This is a genomic window from candidate division KSB1 bacterium (assembly GCA_034505495.1).
Lineage (GTDB): Bacteria > Zhuqueibacterota > Zhuqueibacteria > Residuimicrobiales > Krinioviventaceae > Fontimicrobium_A.
In genome coordinates, this window is record JAPDQV010000002.1 from 215,370 (window position 1) to 241,503 (window position 26,134).

General features: G+C 53.4%; 22 protein-coding genes. 10 read left to right on the forward strand and 12 right to left on the reverse strand.

Annotation, left to right across the window (positions count from 1 at the left end; translation table 11 throughout):
• From ONB24_01895 to ONB24_01910, 4 genes are all read left to right on the forward strand, one after another.
• On the forward strand, positions 1-544 hold a 544-nt coding region (locus tag ONB24_01895; GenBank protein MDZ7314853.1), incomplete at its 5' end, for a hypothetical protein.
• Positions 545-944: 400 nt separating this feature from the next.
• Complete coding sequence (locus ONB24_01900; protein MDZ7314854.1) at positions 945-1,967, forward strand: tetratricopeptide repeat protein; 1,023 nt, start codon at positions 945-947, stop codon at positions 1,965-1,967.
• Positions 1,968-1,982: 15 nt separating this feature from the next.
• Positions 1,983-2,162: a hypothetical protein gene (locus ONB24_01905; GenBank protein ID MDZ7314855.1), complete on the forward strand. Its 180-nt coding sequence runs from the start codon at positions 1,983-1,985 to the stop codon at positions 2,160-2,162.
• Positions 2,163-2,256: 94 nt separating this feature from the next.
• Positions 2,257-5,547, forward strand: a complete 3,291-nt coding sequence (locus ONB24_01910; protein ID MDZ7314856.1) for a CHAT domain-containing protein — start codon at positions 2,257-2,259, stop codon at positions 5,545-5,547.
• Here ONB24_01910 and nadA read toward each other — a convergent pair.
• Positions 5,498-6,553, reverse strand: coding sequence for a quinolinate synthase NadA (gene nadA / locus ONB24_01915; protein ID MDZ7314857.1), 1,056 nt, complete (start codon positions 6,551-6,553; stop codon positions 5,498-5,500). The two genes, ONB24_01910 and nadA, sit on opposite strands and share 50 nt — an antisense overlap.
• A 161-nt stretch (positions 6,554-6,714) precedes the next feature.
• On the opposite strand from nadA, the gene ONB24_01920 reads away from it, so the two are divergent.
• From ONB24_01920 to ONB24_01930, 3 genes are read left to right on the forward strand one after another with little or no spacing between them, the layout of a single operon-like run.
• Positions 6,715-8,547, forward strand: a complete 1,833-nt coding sequence (locus tag ONB24_01920; GenBank protein MDZ7314858.1) for a cellulase family glycosylhydrolase — start codon at positions 6,715-6,717, stop codon at positions 8,545-8,547.
• Entirely contained in the window at positions 8,537-9,745 is a 1,209-nt protein-coding gene (locus ONB24_01925) for an AGE family epimerase/isomerase (GenBank protein ID MDZ7314859.1), read from the forward strand. The genes ONB24_01920 and ONB24_01925 overlap by 11 nt, the downstream gene beginning before the upstream one ends.
• 48 nt (positions 9,746-9,793) lie before the next feature.
• Entirely contained in the window at positions 9,794-10,951 is a 1,158-nt protein-coding gene (locus tag ONB24_01930) for a glycosidase (GenBank protein MDZ7314860.1), read from the forward strand.
• A gap of 55 nt (positions 10,952-11,006) precedes the next feature.
• On the opposite strand, the gene ONB24_01935 is transcribed toward ONB24_01930, so the two are convergent.
• The 5 genes from ONB24_01935 to ONB24_01955 all read right to left on the reverse strand — a co-directional run bounded on the left by ONB24_01935 (position 11,007) and on the right by ONB24_01955 (position 17,769).
• Complete coding sequence (locus tag ONB24_01935; protein MDZ7314861.1) at positions 11,007-11,504, reverse strand: hypothetical protein; 498 nt, start codon at positions 11,502-11,504, stop codon at positions 11,007-11,009.
• Positions 11,505-11,639: 135 nt separating this feature from the next.
• Positions 11,640-13,868 carry a beta-glucosidase BglX gene (bglX, locus tag ONB24_01940; GenBank protein MDZ7314862.1) on the reverse strand — a complete coding sequence of 743 codons (2,229 nt, stop codon included), beginning with the start codon at positions 13,866-13,868 and terminating at the stop codon, positions 11,640-11,642.
• Positions 13,869-13,939: 71 nt separating this feature from the next.
• The gene (uxaC, locus tag ONB24_01945) at positions 13,940-15,358 is read right to left on the reverse strand and encodes a glucuronate isomerase (protein MDZ7314863.1); all 1,419 of its coding nucleotides are present in this window, start codon (positions 15,356-15,358) and stop codon (positions 13,940-13,942) included.
• A gap of 383 nt (positions 15,359-15,741) precedes the next feature.
• On the reverse strand, positions 15,742-16,530 hold the full coding sequence (locus ONB24_01950; GenBank protein MDZ7314864.1) for a PhzF family phenazine biosynthesis protein: 789 nt from the start codon (positions 16,528-16,530) through the stop codon (positions 15,742-15,744).
• Positions 16,531-16,653: 123 nt separating this feature from the next.
• The gene (locus ONB24_01955) at positions 16,654-17,769 is read right to left on the reverse strand and encodes an N-acetyltransferase (protein ID MDZ7314865.1); all 1,116 of its coding nucleotides are present in this window, start codon (positions 17,767-17,769) and stop codon (positions 16,654-16,656) included.
• Positions 17,770-17,877: 108 nt separating this feature from the next.
• Here ONB24_01955 and rpsT point away from each other — a divergent pair, with 108 nt between their 5' ends.
• Positions 17,878-18,132 carry a 30S ribosomal protein S20 gene (gene rpsT, locus ONB24_01960; GenBank protein MDZ7314866.1) on the forward strand — a complete coding sequence of 85 codons (255 nt, stop codon included), beginning with the start codon at positions 17,878-17,880 and terminating at the stop codon, positions 18,130-18,132.
• Positions 18,133-18,185: 53 nt separating this feature from the next.
• Here rpsT and guaB read toward each other — a convergent pair whose 3' ends face one another.
• The 3 genes from guaB to ONB24_01975 form a co-directional block, all read right to left on the reverse strand.
• Positions 18,186-19,649, reverse strand: coding sequence for an IMP dehydrogenase (guaB, locus tag ONB24_01965; protein ID MDZ7314867.1), 1,464 nt, complete (start codon positions 19,647-19,649; stop codon positions 18,186-18,188).
• A gap of 18 nt (positions 19,650-19,667) precedes the next feature.
• Positions 19,668-21,194 carry a histidine ammonia-lyase gene (gene hutH, locus ONB24_01970; protein MDZ7314868.1) on the reverse strand — a complete coding sequence of 509 codons (1,527 nt, stop codon included), beginning with the start codon at positions 21,192-21,194 and terminating at the stop codon, positions 19,668-19,670.
• Between the two features lie 102 nt (positions 21,195-21,296).
• Positions 21,297-21,989: a transglycosylase SLT domain-containing protein gene (locus tag ONB24_01975; protein MDZ7314869.1), complete on the reverse strand. Its 693-nt coding sequence runs from the start codon at positions 21,987-21,989 to the stop codon at positions 21,297-21,299.
• A gap of 278 nt (positions 21,990-22,267) precedes the next feature.
• Here ONB24_01975 and ONB24_01980 point away from each other — a divergent pair, with 278 nt between their 5' ends.
• Both ONB24_01980 and ONB24_01985 read left to right on the forward strand, forming a co-directional pair.
• Positions 22,268-23,110, forward strand: coding sequence for a fumarate hydratase (locus tag ONB24_01980; protein MDZ7314870.1), 843 nt, complete (start codon positions 22,268-22,270; stop codon positions 23,108-23,110).
• 12 nt (positions 23,111-23,122) lie between these two features.
• Positions 23,123-23,686, forward strand: a complete 564-nt coding sequence (locus ONB24_01985; GenBank protein MDZ7314871.1) for a FumA C-terminus/TtdB family hydratase beta subunit — start codon at positions 23,123-23,125, stop codon at positions 23,684-23,686.
• On the opposite strand, the gene ONB24_01990 is transcribed toward ONB24_01985, so the two are convergent.
• The 3 genes from ONB24_01990 to ONB24_02000 are packed head-to-tail and all read right to left on the reverse strand — an operon-like array spanning position 23,673 to position 26,013.
• Complete coding sequence (locus ONB24_01990) at positions 23,673-24,863, reverse strand: acetate/propionate family kinase (GenBank protein MDZ7314872.1); 1,191 nt, start codon at positions 24,861-24,863, stop codon at positions 23,673-23,675. The genes ONB24_01985 and ONB24_01990 overlap by 14 nt on opposite strands.
• A gap of 26 nt (positions 24,864-24,889) precedes the next feature.
• Positions 24,890-25,714, reverse strand: coding sequence for a class II aldolase/adducin family protein (locus tag ONB24_01995; protein ID MDZ7314873.1), 825 nt, complete (start codon positions 25,712-25,714; stop codon positions 24,890-24,892).
• Positions 25,715-25,728: 14 nt separating this feature from the next.
• On the reverse strand, positions 25,729-26,013 hold the full coding sequence (locus tag ONB24_02000; GenBank protein ID MDZ7314874.1) for a BMC domain-containing protein: 285 nt from the start codon (positions 26,011-26,013) through the stop codon (positions 25,729-25,731).
• Positions 26,014-26,134 lie beyond the last annotated feature (121 nt).

The window sequence follows — 26,134 nt, forward strand, 5'->3', positions numbered from 1 at the left end:
CAAGTCATATCTTTACAGCGTCGTCTTTCACTATCGCGCCAGATGCCGACGCTCCAAGGATGCGGAGTGGGAGCAGAAATTTGCCGATGATGTTGTTTGTGAAGTGTTTTGTCTTTTGTGTCAGGACGGCGGCAAATTGTTGCGCGCCTTTCAGGCCGTCGACAATGAACGCTCTTTTCGCGGTTACCTTGCCACCATTACCGTCCGAGCGGCGCAACGGCTCTCGGCCCGAGAAAACAAGGTGCACCCCGAAGAGTATCTAGAGTCTTCAGAAAGCGTCTCGAATTTTCCCCGACACCGAGAGTTGTATGAACAACTCGTGGCCTGGCTGCGCAGCCATGTCTCCAGAAAGGAAAAAGATGCCGAAAGCAGAATTCTCATGTTTACGATGTATCTATTAGGCGATTTTTCCACGCAAATGCTCGCCCATCATCCCGTCTTCAAGCACATCGGCCACCGGGTGCTCGACAACACCATGAATCGACTGAAAGCCAAGCTTTTAAAAGTAATTCCTGAGAAAAATTTTCTAAAAACCGACACTTAATACAAGGAAGAAGAACGAGCCATACTCGGGCTGAATGAGTCATCTTGGGAAAATAATTGCTTTTATTGAACAGGGGGACACTCATCGACTCGAAGAATTGATGAGAGAGGCAGATAATGAAGCGCTGCGCTCTCTTTACCATCAGTATCGTCATCTTGCGGCCTCTCACCATTTCGATTTTGACATCCCAACAACAAGTTGTCCGATGGACTGCGTTTTTCTGCAAAAAGAGCCGCTGTTCTTTTTCCTTCATTTCCTTCAAGGTTATGCCGTAAACCTCAATGCGACATCGACGAAACGGCTCATCAAGCATTTAAATGATTGCTATCCATGCTTCGAAGCCTACTCTGCCGTTTTCAGGGAATATTATCAGACTTTGGCTCGGAAATAGGGGGCTCATATGAATCCGGAGATCATCAAACTAATTCCCTTTGTTCACTCGCAAGTCTGCAAAGATGTTTTGAGCGAGGAGCAATATTTTTTAGTGACTCTCCTCCGGCGTGCATTGCAAAAGACAGGAAAATGTTCGCTTTTGCCGGCGGCAAAGAAAAAGATTCAAGATCCGGAAGGGCTTTTTTATAAAATTGCTTTAAATGACTTTAATCGACGCGATGCCCGTCTTTTTGCGGCCCATCTGTTGATGGAAAACGATTTCTATCAAAGAATTCGGCCTTTGGTCGATATGATCGTTCATGCGCAGAATGTCAAAGAGGAGCCTTGCTGTTCTATGCTCCCCGATGAGGCCATTCTGTGCAAAATAGCTGTTTGCCGGACTCCTAAAAAACGAGTGACGCTTGAGGCTCTGCATCGTTTGGTCGCTTCCATAAAATCCGGCTGGTTTTCCCCGCGCTGGGCGTTTGCCGCGGCAGTCGGCATATTGGTATTCATTTCAGCTCATGGGCTATTGAAAACCGATGCGCTATACAAAGAATTTTTCGTCCATCCTCCCGAGCCTTTTGCAGCGCTTTCGCCGGAGACCTATGCTTTTCATTCAACGCTGCGACATTCTTTAGCGGAAACACTACCGAATTGGCGGGAGAACTATCGCTTGGCCGTCGCCGCCTACTTGGACAAAGATTATGAAAAAGCCGTCGAGCTTTTCAGCAAGGTTGAGCCAATTAGTCAATCGGATACAAGTCTTTCCGAAGCCTGGCGGCGGGAATTCTTTTTTCACTACGGTTTGGCCGTTCTCGGCAAAAGCGGCGGCAAAGCAATACATCGAAAAAATTACGCAGAAGCGGCGCGGCTTTTCGAAAAGGCGTTGACCTGTCGTCCGTCCCAAGAAGACGCCGATGCCGTTCGATTTTTCCTCGGATTATCACTCTTTTTACATGGCGAAAAGGCAGCAGCCGCAGCCTACTTGAAAGAAATTTCTTCAAAAAGCTCTTTTTATCGTCATGCGCAAAAGATGATATCACCTTAATTTTTGGAGGGCACTGTGCTTACTAAACTCTTGTTGGCAGTCATTACCATCCTCCTGGCGGCGGTTTTAAAAAAGCTGTACGATTTGGAAGCGGCGTTGCTCAGGCTGCAAGGTTCAGGCGGAAAACTGGAAAAACAGGATGCGCCGCAGCCGCCTCCGCCTCCGCCAAAGGAGGACGATACCAAACCGAAATGAATTGATTGAGCCAAAAAATGCCGGAATCGATTCCGGCATTTTTTATTTTACGCCTTTTCGATATATTTCGGAGTATTTTGTCCCGAGCTCCGAAATGAAATTTTTAAGGTACGGACATTTTGCGGTCTATCTACTGCTCACGGCTCTTTGCAGCCCTTTCTCAATTCGGGCGAAAGAGGCCGCTACACCTATTAGTCCCAATTACACCTCTCCTTGTACTTTTGAAATTTTGTTGCAAAATCTGCAGGCGAACCCTGAAAATTACGAAACTTATCACCGCATTTATCAGCATTTGGCAATCTCAGGCAAAACGGAGCAGGCAGCCGTTTTCCGTAAAGTCGCAAAGACTGATGCGGGCAGACAATATGCCCGATGGATGCAGGCTCGTCTGGCAGTGCTGAACGGCAAACCTGCAGCAGCGCTGCGCGATTACCGCAAAGCGATGGCGATAGAGAGACCTCCTTATGAGTTGTTGGCTGAATACGTAGAACTGTCTCATGTCGAAGGTCGGGAATTCCTGCCGTTACCTTCACCGGAAGGTCAGTCTGCAGTACTGTTCGCATGCGCTTACGCCTGCTGTCTGGAAGGACTCTTCCGCAAAGCCGATTCCCTTTTTCTCTGCATCGATGATTCGAATGCCTGGGAAATCCTCCATTACCACGGAAGAAATCTGATCTTTCTCGATCGCGACGAGTCCGCCGATTCCCTCTTTCGAAAGGGATTTCAGTGGGCACGGAATGCCGACAACCCTCGTCTGCAGGCATTGTTTGCGTTGGACTGCTTTTATACCTGTCGATCGGATGAGGAAGCGTTTTGGCTCGCTGCCGCGCAGCAGGCTGCCGAGACGGCCTGCGATCCGGAAATGACGGTCAAAATCAAAAAGTATCAGGCCTACCTGGAGCGTAAACAAGGGCATCACGACTCCGCCCTAAAGCTGTTGGATGAGGCAATTCAGATTGCGAACCAACTGGGGAAAAACTGGGAACTGGCTGAACTGCTTTTGCAAAAAGCCGAAACGCACTACCGTATTTATCAGGTTTCCGAAGCTCTGACAGCGGCTGAGCAAAGCCGCCGCTTAAGCCAAAGGATCAAAGATCGGTATCATCAAGCCGGCGCAGAGGAGATGCGCGGCAAAATCTATGAATTTTTTCAGCTCTATGATCTTGCCGAACTGCATTATAAGCGCGCCCTGGAGATTTTTGCCCAAATCGACGCTCCCCAAAAAACGGCTCGTCTTCGTCGGGCTCTGCGCTCCCTGGAGCTGCAACGGTCTACTTATGATCGCGTCATCTCGACTTACAGCGGACTTTTACGGGAGAAACCCTCTCCTCAAAACAGCAATGCTATCATCACCGGCCTGTTGGAGTTAGGAAGAGCCTATCTGCTTGCCGGAAAAGCGGATTCTTCGCTTCCGGCGTACGAAAGGGCTTTGGCGGCGGCCAAGGCCTTCGGCTCCGCCAACCAGCAGGCCTGGGCTATGGCGGGGAGCGCTCTGGCCCGATTTGCCCGCGGCGATACAGCCGTAGCCGTACCGTTGGCCCTTCAAGTGCTCAAAAGCGCCGAAATCCTGCATTCCCCGCAGCTGGCGCTGATGATGTATGCCGAACTGGGGCACTTTAAACGCCGCGCTGGTAACGATTCCGCCGCCGTCGCCTTCTATCGTCGCGCTCTCGAACTGGTCGAGTCCTTTCGCGAATCTCTTTTGGCCGAACAGCTGCGCCAAGAGTTCCTCTCTTCCTGCAGATGGAGAATTTACGAGTCTCTTCTCGAAAGTCTCGGCCGACGTTTCCTGGAGACCGGCGAGCATAATTTACTCGATGAAATCTATCAGATATTCGAGCTCATGTTGGCCAGAGCTTTGAAGGATCGGCTAAGCAGCGCCGGACGTTCTCCGCAAAATTCGGCTGAAGAAGAGTATTACCGCAACATATGTCGACTCTTTACAGCAACACAAACGGCTTTACGTCATGCAAGCGCCGATTCCGTGCATGAAGTCAATCGATTGTTGCAGGAATTGGATGAGCAAAAGCGCTTGCTGCTATCGGTACGGATCGAGGCCGAAAATCGGATCAGAACGCTTCGGCAACCAAGGCGGCATTTGACGCTCGACGAGGTTCGCTCCCGATTGTCCAACCAAACTTTAGTGCTCTATTATTTGGGTGATGACCTCTCTTTCGCCTTGGCAGTGCAGGCAGATAAAGCTGCTCTTATACCTCTCCCGGTCAATAGGCACATGGCCGCTGCACGCCGGGATTCTTTGTTGCGACCCTTTTATGCGGCGAACGAGCAGAACCTGCCGCACCTGCCCTTTAACGCCGGAGCCGCCCATCGCTTCTATTGCGATTTGCTGCAGCCCGTCATTACAGCGTTTCCCCAGTCGGAAAATTTCGTCATTATTCCCTGTTCCGAACAGGCTGCTCTACCGTTCGAGCTCCTATTGACTCGCATGCCGCAAAAGGAGTTTTATTCGCCATGTGACGAACCCGAATATGCCGATGCTTTTGCCGTTAATCGATTTGTTTTCTCTTATGCACCCTCGGCAACTTTTCTGCAGCACTCCTGCCGCATGCCTCGCATCAGGAAAGCGATGATTGTCGTCAATCCGCTGGAGAAGGGAAGCGCCGATGATGCGGATTTGCGTGCCGCCTCTTATGCGGCTTCACCGCTCCCCTTTGCTGTAAAAGAAGGCATGGCCGTCAAGAAACTGCTGCCTAAGGCGGTCGTTCTGAAGGAAACCAAAGCCTCTGAAACCGAGGTCAAACGAACTGTCGGCGACTGCGCAGTCATTCATTTCGCCACCCATACATTTATCGATCCGACCTCCGAGGCTTTTTCCGGCCTTATATTGGCTTCTTCGGCGATCGACGACGGCCTGTTGATGGGGTATGAGATCATAGACTTGCCGTTGGGCAGCCATTTGGTCGTACTCAGCGCATGCGAGAGCGGAAAGGGCACTATCATTCGCGGTGAGGGAATGCTGGGGCTGCCGCGGCTTTTTCTGGCGGCCGGCGCAGCGACGGTCGTCATGGCGCACTGGAAAGTAGAAGACCGCTTTACCGCGCAGTTCATGCCGCTCTTTTATGGTGAGCTTTGTCGACACAAGAAACCGGCGGCTGCCGCTTTACAGGAAACGAAGCGGCAGATCCTGAAAAGCCGCGAGCGACTGAACGGCCTATATCCTCAGCATCCTTTTTTTTGGGCGGCCTTTTCACTCTACGGCAACCCTCAAACTCTAGTCGAGGGCCAAGGGCGGGGTAATCGATGGCTGTTGCCGACTGTTATCCTTGCCGTCTTATGCTTGGGGGGATGGCTTGTGAAGGGGAGATTGCGCTTTATCAGCCGATGGCGATCATGCGTTCCAAGGCGAGGCGGGCTCGGCGACTGATTGCTTCCGGCACTTCGATGATATATTGAGTTTTCCGCAGCGCTTCCAACGTCATTTCGAGCGTGATTTCATTCATATGCGGACACCGAACGCTGCACAATCGCAACATCTCTTTATCGGGGTTTTCAGCAGCGATGTTTTCGCCCATCGCGCATTCGGTCAGCAGCAGATACCGTTTTGCCGGCGAGGATTTGACGTATTTGATCATTGCCGAGGTGCTGCCGCTGAAATCCGCTGCGGCAACGACTTGGGGGCTGCATTCGGGATGCGCCAAAATCACGGCGTCCGGAAATTGTTTGCGAACCGCTTTGATGTCCTGAACGGTGAATTTTTCGTGCACTTCGCAGCGGCCTTTCCAGCCGATGATCACGTAGCGCAGGTTGTCGGGATTTCGACGCAGTACGCGGGGATTCTTTAGCGGAAAAATAATATCTAGGCCGGTCTCTTTAGCAACGTTGCTTGCAAGATATTCATCCGGCAAAAAAATGATCGATTCGGCTCCCAGCGATTCGACAACCGCCGCCGCATTGCCGCTTGTGCAGCAGATGTCGCTTTCTGCTTTAACATCCGCATAAGTATTGACATAGCTGACCACCGGAACGCCGGGGTACATTTTACGCAGCCGACGCACATCCTCGGCCGTGATGCTTTCCGCCAAGGAACATCCGGCTTTGGGCGAGGGAACGAGCACTGTCTTGCTTGGATTGAGAATTTTGGCCGTTTCGCCCATAAAGCGCACGCCGCAAAAGACGATGATGTCTTTGTCCGTCGTTGCGGCGCGGCGCGAGAGCTCTAAAGAATCCCCGACAAAATCGGCAACTGTATGGTAAAGTGCCGGCTCCATGTAATTGTGACCAAGAATAACGGCGTTGCGTTCCTTTTTTAGACGATTAATTTCGTAGACCAGCTCGGCTTTAATGCGCAACTCCGCCTCCGGCACAATGTCCCGCAACATTGCCCGCATTTTTTCGAGTGTTTGACCGACAGTCGTCTCTTCGATCGGCATAATCGTAACGTCCTTTTTTCTTTACAATAAATTAATCAATCCTGCAGCCAATTGCAAATCTTCAAAGCAGTTGACTCCGGCCAAAAACCTTGCTTTTCAAAACAAACTATTCTATCTTTTCCATCCGCACGCTTGGGCTGAACTGATACTCTGGAGTGTTTATGGCAAAATGCCGGCGAATCATCTTGTGGATCATTGTGTCGAGCCTATTCCTTTTTTGCGGACAGAAACAAAAAGGCATTTCGCAATTCGTTCGCGTTGAAAACGGTAAGCTTTACGAGGGGAAAAGAGAGCTGCGTTTCATTTCCTTCAATGTTCCAAACCTGCACTATATCGAGGACAACCTGCCGTTTACGGAGACCAATCCCTGGCGGTTACCGGATGAATTCGAGATTCGCGACGCCCTGCGGTCGGTTCAGCAAATGGGCGGGAAAGTGGTGAGGATCTATACCCTGTCGGTCAAAAGCGAACGAGACGGTGCTAATGTGACCCGTCATGTACTTGGGCCGAATCAATTCAACGAAGAAGCATTTCGAACGCTTGACCTCGTCCTTAAAATCGCTCGCGAGCACGGCATACGTTTGATCATCCCATTCGTCGACAATTGGAGCTGGTGGGGAGGAGTCGCCGAATATGCCGCTTTTCGCGGCAAGGACAAGGATGCCTTTTGGCATGACCCGCAGGTGATAGCTGATTTCAAGTCCACCATTTCCTATGTGTTGAACCGGATTAACCCTTTCACCGGCATTGCTTATAAAGACGATCCGACGATTTTGGCGTGGGAGACGGGCAATGAATTGACGTGCCCCCCAAAATGGACGGCCGAAATTGCCGCGTTTATCAAGAGCATTGACCGCAATCATTTGGTGATGGACGGATTTCACAGTCAAAAGCTGCGCGAGTCATCGCTCAAGGACCCGAACGTCGACATTGTCACGACGCATCATTATGAAAAAGACGCTGATTCGATGGCGGCTCACATTCGTGCCAATATGGCCGCGGCGTCCGGCAGAAAGCCTTATATCGTCGGCGAGTTTGGTTTTATCGACACCCCTGGTGTTCGGCGGGTGCTTGACACGGTCATTCGCGGCGGCTGCAGCGGCGCGCTTATCTGGAGTCTGCGTTTTCACAATCGCGACGGCGGTTTTTATTGGCATTCGGAACCCTACGGCGGAAATCTTTTCAAGGCATATCACTGGCCCGGCTTTCCTTCAGGCGAGCCCTACGACGAGAGTGGATGTCTGGAGTTGATGCGGCAAAAGGCTTTCGAAATTCGCGGCCTGCCGGTGCCGCCGTTGGAACCGCCCCAACCGCCGAAGCTTCTGCCCATTCCTTCGGTTGCGGCAATTTCTTGGCAAGGATCAGCGGGCGCTTCGTTCTATATCATCGAACGGGCGGAATCTCCCTCCGGCCCCTGGACGACGATAGCCGACAAGGTTAATGATGCGGACGTGCAGTATCGACCGCTTTATCATGACGACACAGTCGAAATGGGACGAACCTATTTTTATAGGGTGCGCGCGGGCAACTATGCCGGTGTTTCGGAACCCTCGAACGTCGAGACGGCGCCGCCGGTCGAGCGTTTGTCTTTTATCGATGAATGCGCCGATTGGAGCCGCGCGGCCGAACATGAAGGTGAAATCATACTTAAACAGGATGAAGCACGACGCGCCAAAGAGGATATTCATCGCTTCCTATGCAGGCCAGGATCATCGCTGGTTTACCGCTGTAAGGGTCCCATTTCTTTCGTCAAGCTCTATACCTTCAGTATGAGCAAATCTCCCCGAATTCGTCTTTTCGGCTCAAGCGACGGCAGAAACTGGCGGACTTTGCACTTGGAGGAGTTCCGGGTGGGGAGTGAGGAAGGCGCATACGGATATTGGACGCCGGTAATTTTTTCTTCCGCAGATTTTTCGCTTCCCCTTACTTTTGTTAGAATTGAAACAGCTACGGATATCGAACTGTCAAGAACGGAAATCGAGTATGGAGAGTGAACGTTTGCAGGAATTGAAGCAGCGTGCGCATCGAGAGCTGCTTGAGAACATTCTGCCTTTTTGGCGCAGTCAGGTCATTGACTACCAGAACGGCGGCTTTATCGGCCGGATGAGCCATGATTTGGTCATCGACAAGCGGGCGCCGAAGGGACTGATTCTTAACGCGCGACTGTTGTGGAGTTATTCGGCGCTTTACGATTTTACCCAGGACAGCAGCTGCCTCAATTTGGCGCGCCGCGCCTATGACTATTTGCTAGGCAATTTCCTCGACTCGGAATACGGCGGAGCGTATTGGATGCTCGATGTACTCGGGGCGCCGCTCGACGCCAAAAAAAAGATCTACGGCCAGGCCTTTGTTATTTACGCGCTGGCGGAATATTACCGCGTCTTCGGCCAAGAGGAAACCCTTGCCAAGGCGCTGGAGCTGTTCGAATTGATCGAAAATGCCGCTTGGGACGAAGAATTCGGAGGGTATGTCGAGACTTTTGAGCGGGATTGGACGCCGACCAGCGATCTGCGCCTGAGCGCCGTCGATATGAACGAAAAGAAATCCATGAACACCCACCTGCACGTGCTGGAAGCGTATGCGGCGCTTTATCGGCAGTCGCGCGAAAAGGCGGTGGCCAAACGGCTCGAGCAGGTGCTGCAGCTCTTTTTCGAACACATTATCGATGCGCAAGCGTACCGGCTGCATATGTTTTTCGATGAGAAATGGACGGTAAAGAGCACGGTCGATTCTTTCGGCCATGACATCGAAGCGAGCTGGTTGTTGTGCGAGGCGGCGGAGATCCTGGAAGACAACGATTGGATCGGTAAAGCTAAGGAAACGGCCGTCAAGATGGCTGATGCCGTGCTCGAGAAAGCAGTGGACAAAGACGGCGGCATTTTTTATGAAGGCGGTCCTGAGGGCATTATCGACACGGACAAGCACTGGTGGCCTCAGGCGGAAGGGGCGGTGGGATTTCTCAACGCTTACTCGATTTCCCGCGATGAACGGTTCCTGGACGCCGCCGTCAAAACGTGGGAGTTTATCGAACAATATATAGTCGACAAAGTGCACGGAGAATGGTTTTGGCGCGTCGACCGAGACGGCAAGCCGATTCTGGAGGAACCTAAAGTTTCCGAATGGAAATGCCCCTATCACAATAGCCGCGCCTGCCTGGAAATTATCAAGAGAGTCGATCAGCTGAATCAATAAGGAGAAACTATGGACCGCATCGCTTTTGAGCAGCAAGTCAGAAAATTAATGAACGATTATCACCATTTCATCAGCCGACCGAACATCAAGCTGCCCTCGCGCAACAACATTTACTGCCGCTACAAATATCCGGTATTGGAGGCGCAGCATACACCGCCTTTCTGGCGCTTCGACCTCAACTACGAGACCAATCCCCATTTGCTGGAGCGACTAGGGGTTAACTGCGTGTTCAATTCCGGCGCCATCATGTTAGACAACAAGATCTATCTCATGGCGCGCGTCGAAGGCGTCGACCGCAAATCCTTTTTTGCCGTGGCCGAAAGCGAGACGGGCGTGGACGGATTCAAGTTTTGGGACTATCCGGTGGTTTTGCCCGAGACGGAGGACCCGGACATCAACGTCTACGACATGCGGCTGGTCAAGCATGAGGACGGCTGGATCTATGGTCTTTTCTGCACAGAACGCAAAGACCCCAAGGCTCCTCGCACGGACACCTCTTCGGCAGTGGCGCAGGGAGGGATTGCCCGCACCAAGGATTTGAGGACGTGGGAACGGCTGCCTGACCTCAAGTCCAGTTCGCCGCAGCAGCGCAACGTGGTGCTGCATCCGGAGTTCGTCAACGGCAAATATGCCTTTTACACGCGGCCGCAGGACGGCTTTATCGATACCGGAACCGGCGGCGGCATTGGCTGGGGCCTTTCTGACAGCATGAATCCTGCTATCGTTACGGAAGAAATCATCGTCGACGATCGCCGCTACCACACCATTAAGGAGGTTAAAAACGGCCAAGGGCCGGCGCCGATCAAAACGGAATACGGCTGGCTTCACCTGGCGCACGGCGTCCGCGCCTGCGCTGCCGGACTGCGTTATGTTCTCTACATGTTCATGACCGACCTTAAGGAACCTTGGCGGGTGACGCATGCGCCGGGCGGCTATTTTATCGCTCCGGAAGGCGAAGAGCGCGTCGGCGATGTTTCCAACGTCGTTTTTTCCAACGGCTGGGTGCTGCGCGGCGATGAGGTGTTGATTTACTACGCATCGTCGGACACGCGGCAACATGTCGCAACGGCCCCCTTGGAAAAACTCATCGATTATGTGATGAATACGCCGGAAGACCCTGGTCGTTCGTACGCCTGCGTTCAGCAGCGGATTTCGCTCATCGACCGGAACCTCAAGGCTCTCAAAGCAATGAAAATCGCTTGGTAACAAAAAAGGCAACCTTTGAGGTTGCCTTTTTTATTGAATCTGTCTGTCGCCAAGTCTACTTTTTAATGTAAACGGCCTTACCCTTCATGTCGCCGCGCGGCGAGGATTGGGTGAATTCGATCGTCAACTCTTTGCCGTCGGCCGACAGCTTCCAAGTTTCCACACGTTTCGATTCGAACGAACCCATCTGGCCTTGAAACTTGCGCAGCGTATCGATCACCAACGCCTTGTCCTTCCATTCGGCCTTTACTTCCGACTCGCCCCGTTCGTTGCTGGTCTTGGTGACCTTGCCGTCGAGCGTGGTGGTGGTGGTGATGGTGCGTTCATTACCGTCAAAGCCCACCATCGTCCGTTCGATGGTCAACGAATTGGCCTCCTGCGTAACCTTCATTTTGGGAGCGGTAAAACCGCCGAAACCGCGGCCGCCGGGGCCTTGGCCCGGGTCGGGAAGTTCACTTTTGCTGCGGTCCAGCTCCCATGAGCCGCTAAAATTTACCGCGGCGGCAAACAGCGCCAAGGATAAAATCGACACGAGTATAAAAGCTTTTTTCATGGACGACTCCTTTCCTGATAGTCGCAAAAAGAAACGTATGCTTTAGAAAATTGTTCTCGTGTCGTACTCCAAGGGGCGTCAAATTGTCGAAAAATAAAAAGGCTGCCTCCCGTAAGTTGGGGGCAGCCTCTGCGTTTAATCGACAATGGCAAAACTGCCTTCGAGTCCTTCCTGCGCGTTCCAGCCTATCCAGACTTTAAAGTCGCCTGCTTCCACTATATACGTGTTGTCCAGTCCGTGAAAGCCGCAATCGGCTGCTTTCAGTGTAAAGGTGACGGTCTGCTTTTCGCCTGGCTTTAAGGTGACCCGCTTGAAGCCTTTCAGTTCTTTGACCGGTCGGGTAACGCTGCCGAACAGATCGCGAATGTAAAGCTGGACGACTTCGGTCGCCTCATAATTGCCGATATTGGTGATGTCGGCGGAGACTTTCAACTCGCCGTCCTTTTTTACCGTCGGCTGCGAAACCTGCAGATTCTCATATTTGAATTTGCCGTAGGTCAAACCGTAGCCGAAGGGATATTCGGGCGTAAAATCAACGTCGAGATATTTTGAGGTAAAATCCTGGGGATCGAGGGGCGTGCCCATGGGGATTCCCGTGGAGGTAGGAGAGGGCGGACGTCCCGTATTTTTGTGCGAATAATAAAGGGGAATTTGACCCACAGTGCGCGGAAAGGTGACGGACAGTCTGCCGGAAGGCGATGTTTTGCCGAAAACCAGGTCGAAAAGCGCCGCTCCGCCCATGGTGCCTGGGTGGAAATAATAGAGAACGGCTTTTGACTTGGCCGTTACGTTTTGAAAGGTAAGCGGCCTCCCGGCCATGATCACGGTGACGATCGGTTTACCGGTTTTGGCAATTTCAGCAACCAGCTCTTCCTGTGCACCCGGCAGGTTCAAAAACGCGCGGCTGTGAGCTTCGCCCGAAAGGATCTGTTCTTCGCCTAAAACCAATAGAACGACATCAGCTTTTTTGGCCGCAGCAACCGCCGCTTTAAATCCGGAACGGCTGACGTCGCGGCTCGTCTTCAATCCAGGGGCGTAAAAACAGTTCTTACCCAGACGCTCTTCAAAGGCCTTTTTAGGGGTTACGACGGCCTGGGCGTCGCCGTCCAAGACCCAACAGCCCATCTGATCGACCGGGCTGTCGGTCAGCGGCCCAATTACCGCCACTTTGGCGTTCGCCTTGAGCGGCAGAATTCCCTCGTTTTTCAGCAAGACGGCGCTTTCCAAAGCCGCCTGATAGGCAATTTCTTTATGCTCCTGCGAAAGAATTTTGTCGCGGTGCGCACCGTCGTTGTAAGGACGATCGAACAAGCCTTTGCGCATCTTGATACGCAGGATATTGGCGACCAGCTGGTCGATCATCTTTTCATCGACCAGCCCTTCCTGCACCAGCTCTTTCAAATGGGAAGCATAGGCGTTGCTGATCATTTCCATGTCTACACCGGCGTAAATCGACTTGAAAGCGACTTCTTTTTTGTCCTTGCAGAAACCATGATTGATCATTTCGGTCATCGATTCCCAGTCGCTGACGACAAAGCCGTCGAACTTCCATTCTTCGCGCAAGACCTGACGCAGCGTAAACGGATTTCCCGACGCCGGCACGCCGTTGAGGTCGTTAAAGGCGCTCATCAGGGTTCCGACGCCGGCTTTGACTGCGGCATGGAAGGGCGGGAGATAGACGTCACGCAGCAGTCGTTCCGGGATCCAGGTGGTGTTGTAGTCGCGGCCGCCTTCGGCAGCGCCGTAACCCACATAGTGTTTGGCGCAGGCGACGATGCTGGTGGGGTCATCAAGACTCCGGCCTTGAAATCCCTTCACCAAAGCGGCGGAAAGCTGAGAAGCCAGATAGGGATCTTCTCCCAACGACTCGGCGATGCGGCCCCAGCGGGGATCGCGGGAAATATCAACCATGGGTGCAAACGTCCAGTGAATACCGTCGGCAGAGGCTTCGACCGCCGCCATGCGCGCGCCCTTTTCGACCAAATCCGGGTTCCAGGTGCACGATTGGCCGAGCGGTATCGGCAGAATCGTACGGTAGCCGTGAATCACGTCGCGACCATAGATGAGCGGGATGCCGAGCCGAGACTCTTCGACCGCGATCTTTTGAAACTCATTGCGGAGCTGCCAGTCGTTTGTACCCCCGGCGTTGAGGAAAGAACCCACGGCACCGGAGCGGATCCAGCCTGCATATTCCGCCTCGAGCTTGCCGCTCCAGGGCATGCGCTGCGACATCTGGCCGATCTTTTCGTCCAGCGTCATTTTCTGCAGCAGTTCGGCAATCTTTTTCTCGCTTTCTTGAGCCCAAGCGGAGCCGGCGAAAAGAGCGGAAATAATCATCATACAAAGCACCTTTTTTCTCTTCATAGGACTTCTCCTTTCAGCTTTTACAAAAATAGCCTTTTTTCAACAATCTAGAACTTTGTCGTCCTGCAGAATCAAAGTTTGTAGCTCTTTTTAGCCAAATGGTAGGCCAAGTCGACAATGACCTCTTCGGCTTCATCCAAATCCAAGACATGTTCCGCCGTGAGCTCCGCCAGATAGCGGGCATCGATGCGCCGCGCCAGATCATGCCGCGCCGGTATCGAAGGAAATGCGCGCGTATCGTCGATGAAACCAACAGTATTGTAGAAACCGGCCGTTTCCGTGGTCATACGGCGATAACGCAGCATGCCTTCCCGACTGTCGTGGAACCACCATGCCGGACCCAGCTTCATGGCCGGATAATGGCCTGCCAGGGGCGCCAGCTCGCGCGAGTAGGCGGACTCGTCGATGGTAAAAACGATCAAGGTCAGGCGCAAATCATTGCCGTACTTGTTGAGCAGGGGCTTGAGATCGTGAACGAAATCGGTTCGCGAAGGGATATCGCAGCCTTTGTCGGGGCCGAACCTTTGATAAATGAGCGGATTGTGATTGCGGACCACACCAGGATGGATCTGCATGACCAAACCGTCTTCGATGCTCATGCGCGCCATTTCCATAAGCATGTGGCCGGTAAAAAGAGCGGCATCCTCGGCCGTGGCCGTTCCGCGCAACGCCCGATCATAAATCTGTTCCGCTTCATTTTTGCTCAATTCGACAGTAAAAGCCGAAGCCACGCCGTGATCGGTCGAGGTCGCGCCCATGGACTTGAAAAAAGCACGTCGATTTTCCAGTGCAGCCAGATAGCCGCTGTAAGTAGAGGTGTCGCAACCGCTCAGTTCGGCTAATCGTTCGATATTTTTGCGCCAGTCTTTTGCGGCAATATCGGTCACATTGTCGGGACGAAAGGCGGGTATGACGCGTCCCTTCCACCCGCTTTCACGGATGCGGCGGTGATGCTCCAAAGTGTCCGTCGGTGCGTCGGTCGTGGCCAGCACTTCGATGTTGAACCGTTCGAACATCGGTCGCGGCAGATTTTCCGGCCGCTGCAGCGCCTCGGACAGTTCATCATAGATCTCCATCGCCGTTTCACGGCACAAGCGTTTGCGGATGCCGAACACATCGTGCAGCTCGTGCTTCAGCCACATGCCCGTCGGTGTGCCGCGAAAGAGATAAAAGTGGTCCGCTACGGTTTGCCAGATTTTGCGATCGTCGCTCTCTACCGGCTCGCCGTCCAAGCGGCTGATGCCGAGCTGTTCCAGCGGTATGCCGTGCGAGTAGAGCATGCGGAACAGATAGTGATCAGGAATCACGAGCAGGCGCGTGGGATTGGGGAATGGGCGATTGTCGGCAAACAAGCTGGGATCGACATGGCCGTGCGGGCAAACCAACGGCAGATCTTTGACCAGGCGATAGAGACGGCGGGCAATCTCCCGCTCGCGAGGATTGGCGCTAAAGTATCTGTCGTCATCCGGATGCAGGGCATGGATTGCCATCGTGACCGCTCCCATTTCTTGACCGATTGAATTTACTCTTTTTGCGGGAAAAAGAAAAGAGTTTCCCACCAATCAGATAAAGAACGGGAAGCAGATCGTTCTCGCGTTAACAATGGATAAGCGGCAAATCAGCCAGGATGTAAAACAGTTTCGCCCCGAATGTATCTTAAAAACTGAATGAAAAATGATGCATGAGAATCAGTACGTCGTTATGGCAATCGGTGCAATGATAATATCGCGAAGATAAAAGCAATCTCATCCACCATTTGCGATGAATACGCTGCAGCTCCATCGATTTACAGCGGGGACATTCGAAATGTAAACTCAACTTCATCGATTTCTCCTTTCAAAGCGGTCAATGCGCCGAACCGCTTTTCGCTGATTCAAACCAATTCCCCTTTAAAAATCATAACCGCGCTGCCTCCCAGCAGCACCGAATCCGGCTTGACCACAACGAGCAGCTCGCCGCCGCGGTTGCTGGCTTGATAGGCGCGCAGCGAGGATTTTCCCAGAAGTTGGGCCCAATATGGCCCCAAGCAGCAGTGCGCTGAACCCGTCACTGGATCTTCGTTAATGCCTACGCGCGGCGCAAAAAAGCGCGAGATGAAATCATATGCGGGATCCTCGCTGCGGCTGGTCAGAATAATGCCGCGAACCGGAAATTCAGCAAGCTCGTAAAAATCCGGCACGAAATCCGTCACCATTTGCGGATCCTCCATATGAATCAGCATGTCGTGGCGGTTTCTGCCGACATAGATCGGAGGTGCGCCGAAAATTCGCGTCAGGCTCGGCGAGCTTTCTGTCGGTTTCGGCGGTTCCGAAGGAAATTTCATCCAATAGAGATCACCTTCCTTGCGTACCGTTAACAGGCCGCTGCGCGTATGAAAGTGCGCCTCACTGCCGGTCGAGAGTCTCCCGATTTCGAACAGAACGTGCGCCGCGGCAAGCGTGGCGTGACCGCAGAGGTCGACCTCGGTCGTCGGCGTAAACCATCGCAGGTGAAAGCCGTCTTCCAAAGGCAGAACAAACGCCGTTTCGGAAAAGTTCATCTCTGCAGCAAACGCCTGCATCCAACTCTCATCGGCATGCCTTTCCAGCAGACAAATCACCGCCGGATTCCCTTTGAACTTTTCTTTAGTAAAGGCATCGACTTGATAGATGTTGATTCCCATGGACGTCTCTATCGACACTCTTTTTTCCTAACGGCGCAGCCAAACCCAACTAGTTGTCGCCGCAATTCGCTGCGCAGGTTTTTTAATACTACGCGCAAGCGCCTCGAATGCGGAGAATTGGTCTTAAGCAAGTTTTTTTTGATAGAAACGATAAGTTTTGTAACGTTCCGCCTGCAGATCTTCGAGAGCGCGAATCATGCGCTGGTTTGTTTCGACAATAATCGAGCATTCCGATTCCGTGTAGCCTTTCCTGATGCCCTCCTCGATGGTGTTGAGATAAAAGAGAACGTCCAAACCTTTATGGCGATGCTCTTTGAGCACTCCCATGGCGAGCGTGCGCAGCCGCCGGATTTTCCGCATGTGGTAAAGAATTTTCAACAAGCCGAACGGAAAAAGCCGGCCGTTGGCCTTTTGCAGCGCCGGATTGATGTCTTTGATGGTGAGAGAAAATCCGATACATTGATCGCCGATAAAGGCCAGGTAGGCCAGATCGGGATCGACGACGAATTTGAGCTCTTGGGCAAGATCCGCCAGTTGCCGCTCCGTGAGCGGAACGTGGCCCCAGTTCTCCATCCACGCTTCGTTGAAAATGGTTCCGACATGCTTAACCGCCTCGTCCAGCCGTTTGAGATCGATCTTTTCTATTCGGATCCCCTGTTTGAGAATACGGTCGCGGATACGATGAAAAATCGGCTGCAGGCGGACCGTATTGCGCACCATAAAAGCGTACCAGTCGATGGATTTCTCGTAACCGCATTGCGTCAGAAGGTCGTTGTAATAAGGCGGATTATAAGGGAGAAGAATAACCGGCAGCGAATCAAATCCTTCGTACAGCATGCCGCTGGCATCATAGAGGGTAAAATTGTAGGGACCTTCTGCGCGGGTTTTGCCCCGGTGTCGCAGCCAGGCTTCGGCGTGCTCAAATAGAGCTGCCGCCGCTTCAGGATGGTTAAAAGCTTCGAAAAACCCGAAATGCCCGCTTTCCATATCGCGGTACTTTTCATATTGATGATCGACGTGGGCGCTGATACGGCCTACCATCCGATCGCCTTCGAAGGCCATAAACAGTTCCGCCTCGCCGAACTCGAAAAACGGCCCTTTCTCCGGCGAGAGGAATTTCATTTGGTCATGTATAAGAGGCGGAACCCAGTAAGGATTGTTTTTATAGACCTGCCAAGGGAAAAGAACGAACTGTTTGAGCTCTTTTTTACTTCTAACCGGTCGCACTGTCAGGCTCATGGGCGGTCTCCTTTGCTTGCCGACTCAAATTTTTTGTTGATATTTTGCCGAAATTTCAGTAAAATTAAACAGAAAAAATCATTGTGAAATAGAAAGGTCAGAGCTTTCATGGCACATCACAAGTCAGCGATTAAACGCATTAGAACCGCCAAGCGCAACCGCATGCGGAATCGCCATTACACTTCGATGTTGAAAACGCAGATTAAAAAAGTTCGTACGGCAACGTCGAAAGAAGATGCCGAAAAGCTGTTTCGGGAAGCCAGCTCTTTGCTGGACAAGCTGGCGGCAAAAGGCATCATTCATCGCAACAAGGCGGCCAATCAAAAGTCCAAACTTTCCGCTGTGGTCAGCAAACTGAACTAAGCTATTAATTTGCTAAAGGAAAAAGCCGAGCCTTTTGAGGCTCGGCTTTTTTATTATTTTTGCACCATGTAATTCGGCGATTCATGAGTGATGGTCACGTCGTGCGGGTGGCTTTCCAAGAGTCCGGCCTGAGTAATGCGGATAAAGCGTGCTTTTTCCTTCAGCTCCTGGATATTGGCGGAACCGCAGTAACCCATGGCGGCGCGTAACCCGCCGATCATCTGAAAGATGACGTCGCTTAACTTGCCGCGATAGGGCACACGTCCCTCGATGACTTCGGGCACCAGCTTTTTGGTGTCCTGAATGCCTTCTTGAAAGTAGCGATCGCCTCTGCCGCTGCGCATTGCGCTCAACGATCCCATGGCGCGATACACCTTGTAGCTGCGGCCTTCATAGTAGATCAATTCGCCTGGACTTTCATCGGTGCCGGCAAGCATGTTGCCGAGCATGACCGAGTCCGCGCCGGCGCCGATAGCCTTGGCAATGTCGCCGGTCTGTTTGATGCCGCCGTCGGCAATCAGCGGGATGTCGTAGCGGGCGCAGACTTCGGCGCAGTCCATGATGGCCGTCAGCTGCGGCACGCCGGTTCCGGCCACGACGCGGGTTGTGCAGATCGATCCGGGTCCTATGCCCACCTTGACGGCGTCCACACCGGCCTCGATCAGGTCGCGGCAGGCTTCAGCCGTGGCGATGTTGCCGGCAATCAGCTGAATATCGCCGAACTCTTTACGCAGCATTTCGATGGTATTCAACACGCCGCGGGAATGACCGTGCGCCGTGTCGATAACGATGACGTCGACTCCGGCATCGAGCAGCGCCTGCGCGCGTTCCTTTGTATCTCTGGCGACACCGACCGCTGCACCGACCAGCAGGCGGCCATGCTCATCCTTGGCGGCGTTCGGGTAGCGCTTGCGGTTCTGAATGTCCTTGACCGTGATCAGGCCGACCAGCCGCTGCTCCTCATCCACGACCAGCAGCTTTTCGATGCGATGTTTCTGCAGAATCTTTTCCGCCTGCTCCAGCGAGGTCCCTTTCGGCACCGTCACCAAATTGTGGCGCGTCATCAAATCCGACACCTTTTTGGTCAAATCGGTTTCGAAGCGCAGGTCGCGGTTGGTCAGTATGCCGACGAGCTTTTCGCCGTCGAGGATCGGGATGCCGGAAATGCGGTACCGTTTCATTACCTCCATGGCCTCGCTGATCTGCCGATCCGGCGACAGCGTAATGGGATTCATAATCATGCCGCTTTCCGAACGCTTGACGCGATCGACTTCGGCGGCTTGTTCATCGATGGAATTGTTTTTATGGATGATGCCGATGCCGCCTTCCCGCGCTAAAGCGATTGCTTGTTCCGATTCCGTCACCGTATCCATGGCCGCGCTGACGATGGGAATGTTGAGTCGGATTTTGCGGGTCAGCCTCGTGCTGACGTCCACCTGAGCCGGCAGCACCTCCGATTTGTTGGGAATCAGCAGAACATCGTCGAAAGTGTATCCTTCTCTGACAATCACACCCATATCTTTATCTCCTTTTCGTTACATCGGCCCAACGGCCGCTTCGACGGCATGTAAAAGGTCGCCGTTTCTTATCAATTTTAGTAAAGTTTGAATATCCGTTTGAATCAGACGGTCCTCATCCAACGTGGGGATAGATCTGCGGATGATGCGATGGGCCGCCTCCGAACCTATACCGGGTTTGAGTGTACCGCGCAGGTCAAGCGCCTGGCAGGCGGCCAAAAGCTCCACCGCCAGCACGGTTTCGGCATTTTCCACGATTTCCAGCGCTTTGCGCGCCGAATGCGTCCCCATGCTGACGAAATCTTCCTGATTGGCCGAAGTCGGGATCGAGTCTACGGAAGCCGGATGACTCAGGACCTTGTTTTCCGAGACGAGAGCGGCGGCCGTCACTTGGGCGATCATGAGGCCTGAATGCAGACCGCCGTGCCGCGTCAAAAACGCAGGCAGGCCGCTTTGGACCGGATCCATAAGGTTTTCCAAGCGGCGCTCAGAAATATTGGCCAGTTGGGAAACGGCAATAGACAAAACGTCGCAGGCGAGCGATAACGGCTGAGCGTGAAAGTTGCCGCCGGAAAGAATTTCACCCTCTTTGCTAAAGACCAAGGGATTATCGGTGCAGGCGTTGAGCTCGGTTTCCACCACTTCTTGGACATAGCGTAAAGCCTGACGAACCGCACCATGCACTTGCGGAATGCAGCGCGAACTGTAAGCGTCCTGCACTTTGCTGCATGTGCGATGGCTGGCGACGATTTCACTGTCGGCCATCAGCGCACGCAGGTTGGCGGCCACTTGGATCTGCTCCTTATGGCCGCGCGCCCGATGGATGCGCTCGTCGAACGCTGTATTGGTGCCCAAAAGGCTTTCGGTGCTCATGGCTCCGGCAATGTCGGCGATTTTGCTCAACTGTACCGCGCGAGTAAGCGCTTCCACGGCGTAGGCGGCGGTGATTTGCGTGCCGTTCAGAAGCGCCAAACCCTCTTTGGCCTGCAGTTTCAGCGGCTGCAGACCGACGCGCTGCAGAGCTTCGCCGCCGCTCAACCGGGCACCGTCGATCAGAGCCTCGCCCAATCCCATCAGGACGAGCGTCAGGTGAGCGAGTGGAGCCAGATCGCCGGAAGCGCCCACTGAGCCTTTGCAGGGAATAATCGGCGTCACATTGCGATTAAAGAGCTCCACAACCAGCTCTGCAACTATAGGCCGAACGCCCGAATAGCCTTTACAAAGAGAATTGGCTTTCAACACCAAAGCGGTTCTGACAATGGGCGTCGGAATCGGATCCCCGACTCCACAGGCATGGCTCAAAACAAGGTTTCTCTGCAGTTCTTCGATTTGTTCATGGGGAATGACGACGGAGCTCAGCTTGCCGAAACCCGTATTCACGCCGTAAACGATGTGCCCGGATGCAATTGCCCCCTCGACGGTCTGCCGTGTCTGCTGCATTCGTTCTCGTGCTTCCGGCGCGATGGCCGCTTCATACCCTTCGTGTACCAGATTGTGAACGTTCTGCAGCGACAACGACTCGCCGTCGATCAAAACCTGATTCATTCAGCCAGTCCCGTTTCAATTTATAAATTTTAGGAAATATTTAGGAAAGAATCAACCCGTTTTTCGGCGGAAAAGAAAAAGGCGGCCAAAAGGCCGCCTTGATCAGAGAGTCGCAGCAGAGCGGAAATGTTCGTAAAGCTTGAGAACTGCCGGAACATAGTTGCGGGTTTCTTCCCACAAAATCGCATCGTCCCGGTTGTTGGCGATCCACATGGCGGCACGTTTTGGGCCGCCGTTATAGGCCGCCAAGCCTCCGTCATGCTCGTACAGGGTGACCATTTCGTTCAGGTACCGGCAACCCAGGCGAATGTTCAAGATTGGATCGAACAACACTTCCTCGGGACTCGTCCAGGGAATCCCCTCCTCGACGGCCAGAAAAGCACCGGTCATCGGCATGACCTGCATCAGTCCCAGAGCCCCGGCCCGCGAAACCACTTTCGGATCCCAGGTCTTGGCGCTTTCGTGCGTGATCGTCGCGCAAATAAAGTCAACGTTAAGATTGGGATATTTTTGACTCATGCGGTAAATTTCTGCAGCCACGGCGTATTTGAGGGAATCGCTCATGGTTCGATTATAACGCGAAATGATCTGCACGACTTTATCAATGCTCGCCTGACGTTCTTCGTTCATTTGGATCATGCGGTTGCCGGCAAGTGCTCTGCTTCGCATCTGATAAAACTGCTCGTCGGAGACAGGTTCGGCCTTGTCTACTAAAACAAGGACGAGGACGCCCGCAGCGGCGAGCAGGAGTGAGACGGCTGTCAACGGCCTCACCCATTTTTTAATTGCGTTCATGCTCTTGCCTCCAAAATTAACCTTGCTGCCTTTCTACAGTTGCTTGTCCGTTTGGGTATTATTCAATTTGCGTGCCGGCATTTCAACCAGATTCGCCCTTTCGGGGGTTAGGCCGATAATTGTTGAATTTATTGCAAATATGCTCTATATTTTTTTAACAGACATTGATATGGATAACATAAAAGAGACGCGAAAAAATTTCTTCTAGTCCGAATTTGCAACGCTTTCTCAAATTCGGACAGCTATTCTAAAGATGACATCCAGAGAGAGGAGAGCTTTTGCGGGAAATTGCCTGTTCTCAAATCGTCGAAGCAGTCAGAGAGCTTTGTCTCGATGCCAACTATCGCCTCAATCCGTCGATGATCCGCGCTCTTGAGGACGCCCGTCAGCGCGAGGAAAGCCCTGCCGGCAGGAAAATTCTCGATCATTTGCTCGAAAATGCGCGCATTGCTGCTTCAGGTGAAAATCCGCTTTGCCAGGATACCGGTTTGGTGGTTTTTTTCATCGAATTGGGGCAGGAGGTGCATCTGGTCGGCGGTCGGCTTGAGGATGCGGTCAACGAAGGTGTTCGCCGCGCCTATCGAGAGGGATATTTGCGCAACTCGGTTGTCGGCGATCCGCTGCGTCGGCGCAACACGGGCGACAACACACCGGCTGTCATTTGGCTCGATCTGGTGCCGGGCGATCGTCTGCGCATTGATATGGCCCCGAAAGGAGCGGGAAGTGAAAACATGAGCGGCCTTGCCATGCTCAAGCCTACCCAGGGAGAAGAGGGGGTCATCGATTTCGTTGTGGATTGGATCAGCCGCGCCGGTGGTAATCCCTGCCCGCCGATTGTCGTCGGCGTCGGGCTGGGGGGGACGTTCGAAAAGGCCGCCTGGCTGGCCAAAAAAGCGATTCTGCGCGAGATTGGCGAACGGAATCCTGATCCCTATTATGCGCAGCTGGAAGAGCGACTACTGGAGCGCATCAACACGCTTGGCATTGGTCCGATGGGATTCGGAGGCCGTACGACGGCATTGGATGTACACATTGAAGTCTATCCTTGTCATATTGCCTCGCTTCCTGTAGCCGTCAATATTCAATGTCATTCCGCACGACATAAAAGCATCATTCTGTAAAGGGAATAAGAGATGGAGAAAATCATTCGCCTCCGGCCGCCTCTTGAAGATGCCAAGGTGCGCGATTTGACGGCCGGCGATTGGGTCGAGGTTTCCGGCATCATCTACACGGCGCGCGATGCAGCGCTGCGCCGCTTATGCGAAGAATTTGCGCAAAACGGTAAACTCCCGTTCTCTCTTCACAGGCAGATTATTTATTTCATGGGGCCGACGCCCGCGAGACCGGGAAGCGTGATCGGTGCAGCCGGACCTACCACTGCCGGGCGAATGGACGCTTATGCCCCGCAGCTTCTCGAATGGGGATTGAAAGGAATGATCGGCAAAGGCGAGATGGGACCTAAAGTCGCCGAAGCGCTGCAGAAATACGGAGCCGTTTACATGGCGGCGATTGGAGGCGCGGGTGCTCTCATGGCACGCTCGATCAGGAGCAGCAGGGTGATTGCCTACGAGGATTTGGGTCCTGAAGCCGTGCTCGAGTTGACGGTCGAAAACATGCTTGTTCTCGTGGCGCAGGACAGTCGCGGCGGCAATGCTTTTATCAATGGCAGAAATGCTTATGCGGTTACCGCCCGCTGATGACCCTGACGGTTTCTCTGGCAACGACGATTTCTTCGTTGGTCTCGACGACCAGCGCCGTAATCGACGAATCCGGCCGCGTAATGATTTGGGCGTTGCGGGCATTCAGATCTTCGTCGATTTTCACCCCTAAAAAACCGAGTGCCGACAGAACCTCTCGGCGCAAGGCAGCGTCTTTTTGGCCGATGCCGCCGGTAAACGTCACGGCATCGGCGCCTTCGAGGATCACCAAATACTCTCCGATGTAACGCTTGATGTCATAGATGAACTTTTGCCGCGCCAACTTGGCCCGCTCGTTGCCCTGCTCGATGGCCGCCAGAATGTCGCGCATATCCGCCGAGACGCCGGAAAGCCCAAGCAGGCCGCCGTTTTTGCTCAACTCCGTCAATGCCTGTTCCAAGCTTATGCCCTTTTTGGCCATGATGTAAGGCAGAACGAACGGATCGAGATCGCCGACCCGCGTTCCTTGAATGAGACCGCTTTGCGGGGTAAATCCCATCGAGGTGTCGACGGCAACGCCGTCTTTGAAGGCGCAGAGCGACGAAGAGCCGCCGAGATGGCAGCTGATGATGCGGCATCGATTCGGCGGCAGGTTGAGCACCTCAATCGTCTTTTGCGTAACGTAGCGGTGCGAGGCGCCGTGATAGCCGTAGCGGATCACCTGATAGGATTCGATCCATTCCCATGGTGTGCCGTAGATTTTCGCATAGAGCGGCGCCTGCATGTGAAATCCCGGCTCAAAGACGCCGACGAGCGGCGTGTCGGGCAAAAGCTCGCGGAACATGCGGATGGCGGCCAGATATGGCGGATTGTGCGCCGGCGCCAGATCGCGGTAGAACTCCATGGCCGCAAGCACCTCTTCGTCGAGCAGCACCGAGCCGTTCTTATCACCCGCCTGTATGGTCTTAAAGCCGACGCCGTCGAGCGCCGAGAGGTTGGGGAGCACGCCCTGATGGGGATCGGTCAGAAAATTCAGCGCGTGCTGCACCGCTTCGCGATGCGAAGGGATTGCGGCAACGGCTTCAAAGGCTTTGTTGCCGCCGATCCAATAGGTGATGATCGCATCCTCTTTGCCGACGCGTTCCGTCGAGCCGCGCGCCAAAAGCCGTTCCGAGGGCATCACCAGCAGCTGAAATTTAAAGCTGCTCGAGCCGATGTTGCACACCATAATGTTCATGTCGTCTCTCCGCAATCTTTGCGGCTTTACTGCGACAGTTTTTTCAGCACGGCTTCGGTCACCAATCGCACCAGAGCTTCGCGGTCGATCTCGCCTCCCGAGGTCGGTTTGAGAGCCGCCTTTTCTTCCTTGAGCGCTGATGCTCCCTGATAGATTTCACAGGAGGTGTTGCCGGGCGTGTCGCAGGTCAGACAACCGGCCGTCACTGAGACGCCGTAACGCTTGCGCGCCTCGAGAAGACTCTTGACCTCTTCCTTCGGCAAAACATTGACGTGTCCTAACTGGTGTGCGACAAAGCTGATGTGCGCAAAATGTTCCAGCGTCTCCATTTTGTGATAGGCATTGATCACGCTGGAGCCGATCGTCAATGCTCCGTGATTCTGCAGCAGAAAGGCGTCATGATCCTTCAGGTACTTGAGAACCGGTTCGAAAAACTTTTCCGTGCCCGGCTCTCCATATTCGACCAGCGGAATGCCGCCTAGCGCAATGATCACTTCGGGCAGGACGCATTTTTCCAGCGAAAGACCTGCAACGGCGTGGGCAGTGGCGTAAATGGGGTGGGCATGACAGACGCTGTTGACATCCGGTCGCTCCTTATAAATGCGCAAATGCATGAACACCTCGGAAGAGGCGCGTTTTCCCGGAGTCAGTACTTTGCCTTCCATGTCGACCAGCACAAGGTCATCTTCCTTCATAAAGCCTTTGGAGACGCCCGTCGGCGTGATCAACACCCGATTTTCGTCTACGCGCGCCGAAATGTTGCCGTCATTCGAGGCTACATAGCCGCGCTGATAGGTGCGACGTCCGACCTCGACGATCTCGCGCCGCAGTTGGTAAAGTGACTTGGCCACAGATTAACCTCGCCTTACTTTTTTTCTTTAGCCGGAAGAAGGGTGGCGACGTCGTCGTGGGGACGCGGAATGACGTGCACCGAAACCACCTCGCCGACTTTGGCTGCGGCTGCAGCGCCGGCATCGGTTGCGGCCTTGACCGCACCGACGTCGCCCTGCACGATGACCGTCACCAGGCCGCTGCCGACCGATACTTTGCCAAGCAGTTCAACATGCGCCGCCTTGACCATGGCGTCGGCCGCCTCGATGGCTGGCACGAAACCGCGCGTTTCCACTAAACCCAATGCTTCTTGTGCCATGATGAATCTCCTTTTCTTTATAGGTTAAATGTAAGTTAATTTAGCGTTGTTTAAAGTTATCGGGATTTCCTAACTTGCTACAGTTGCATAACTAATCCATTAAGGAGGAAATCCCATGGTC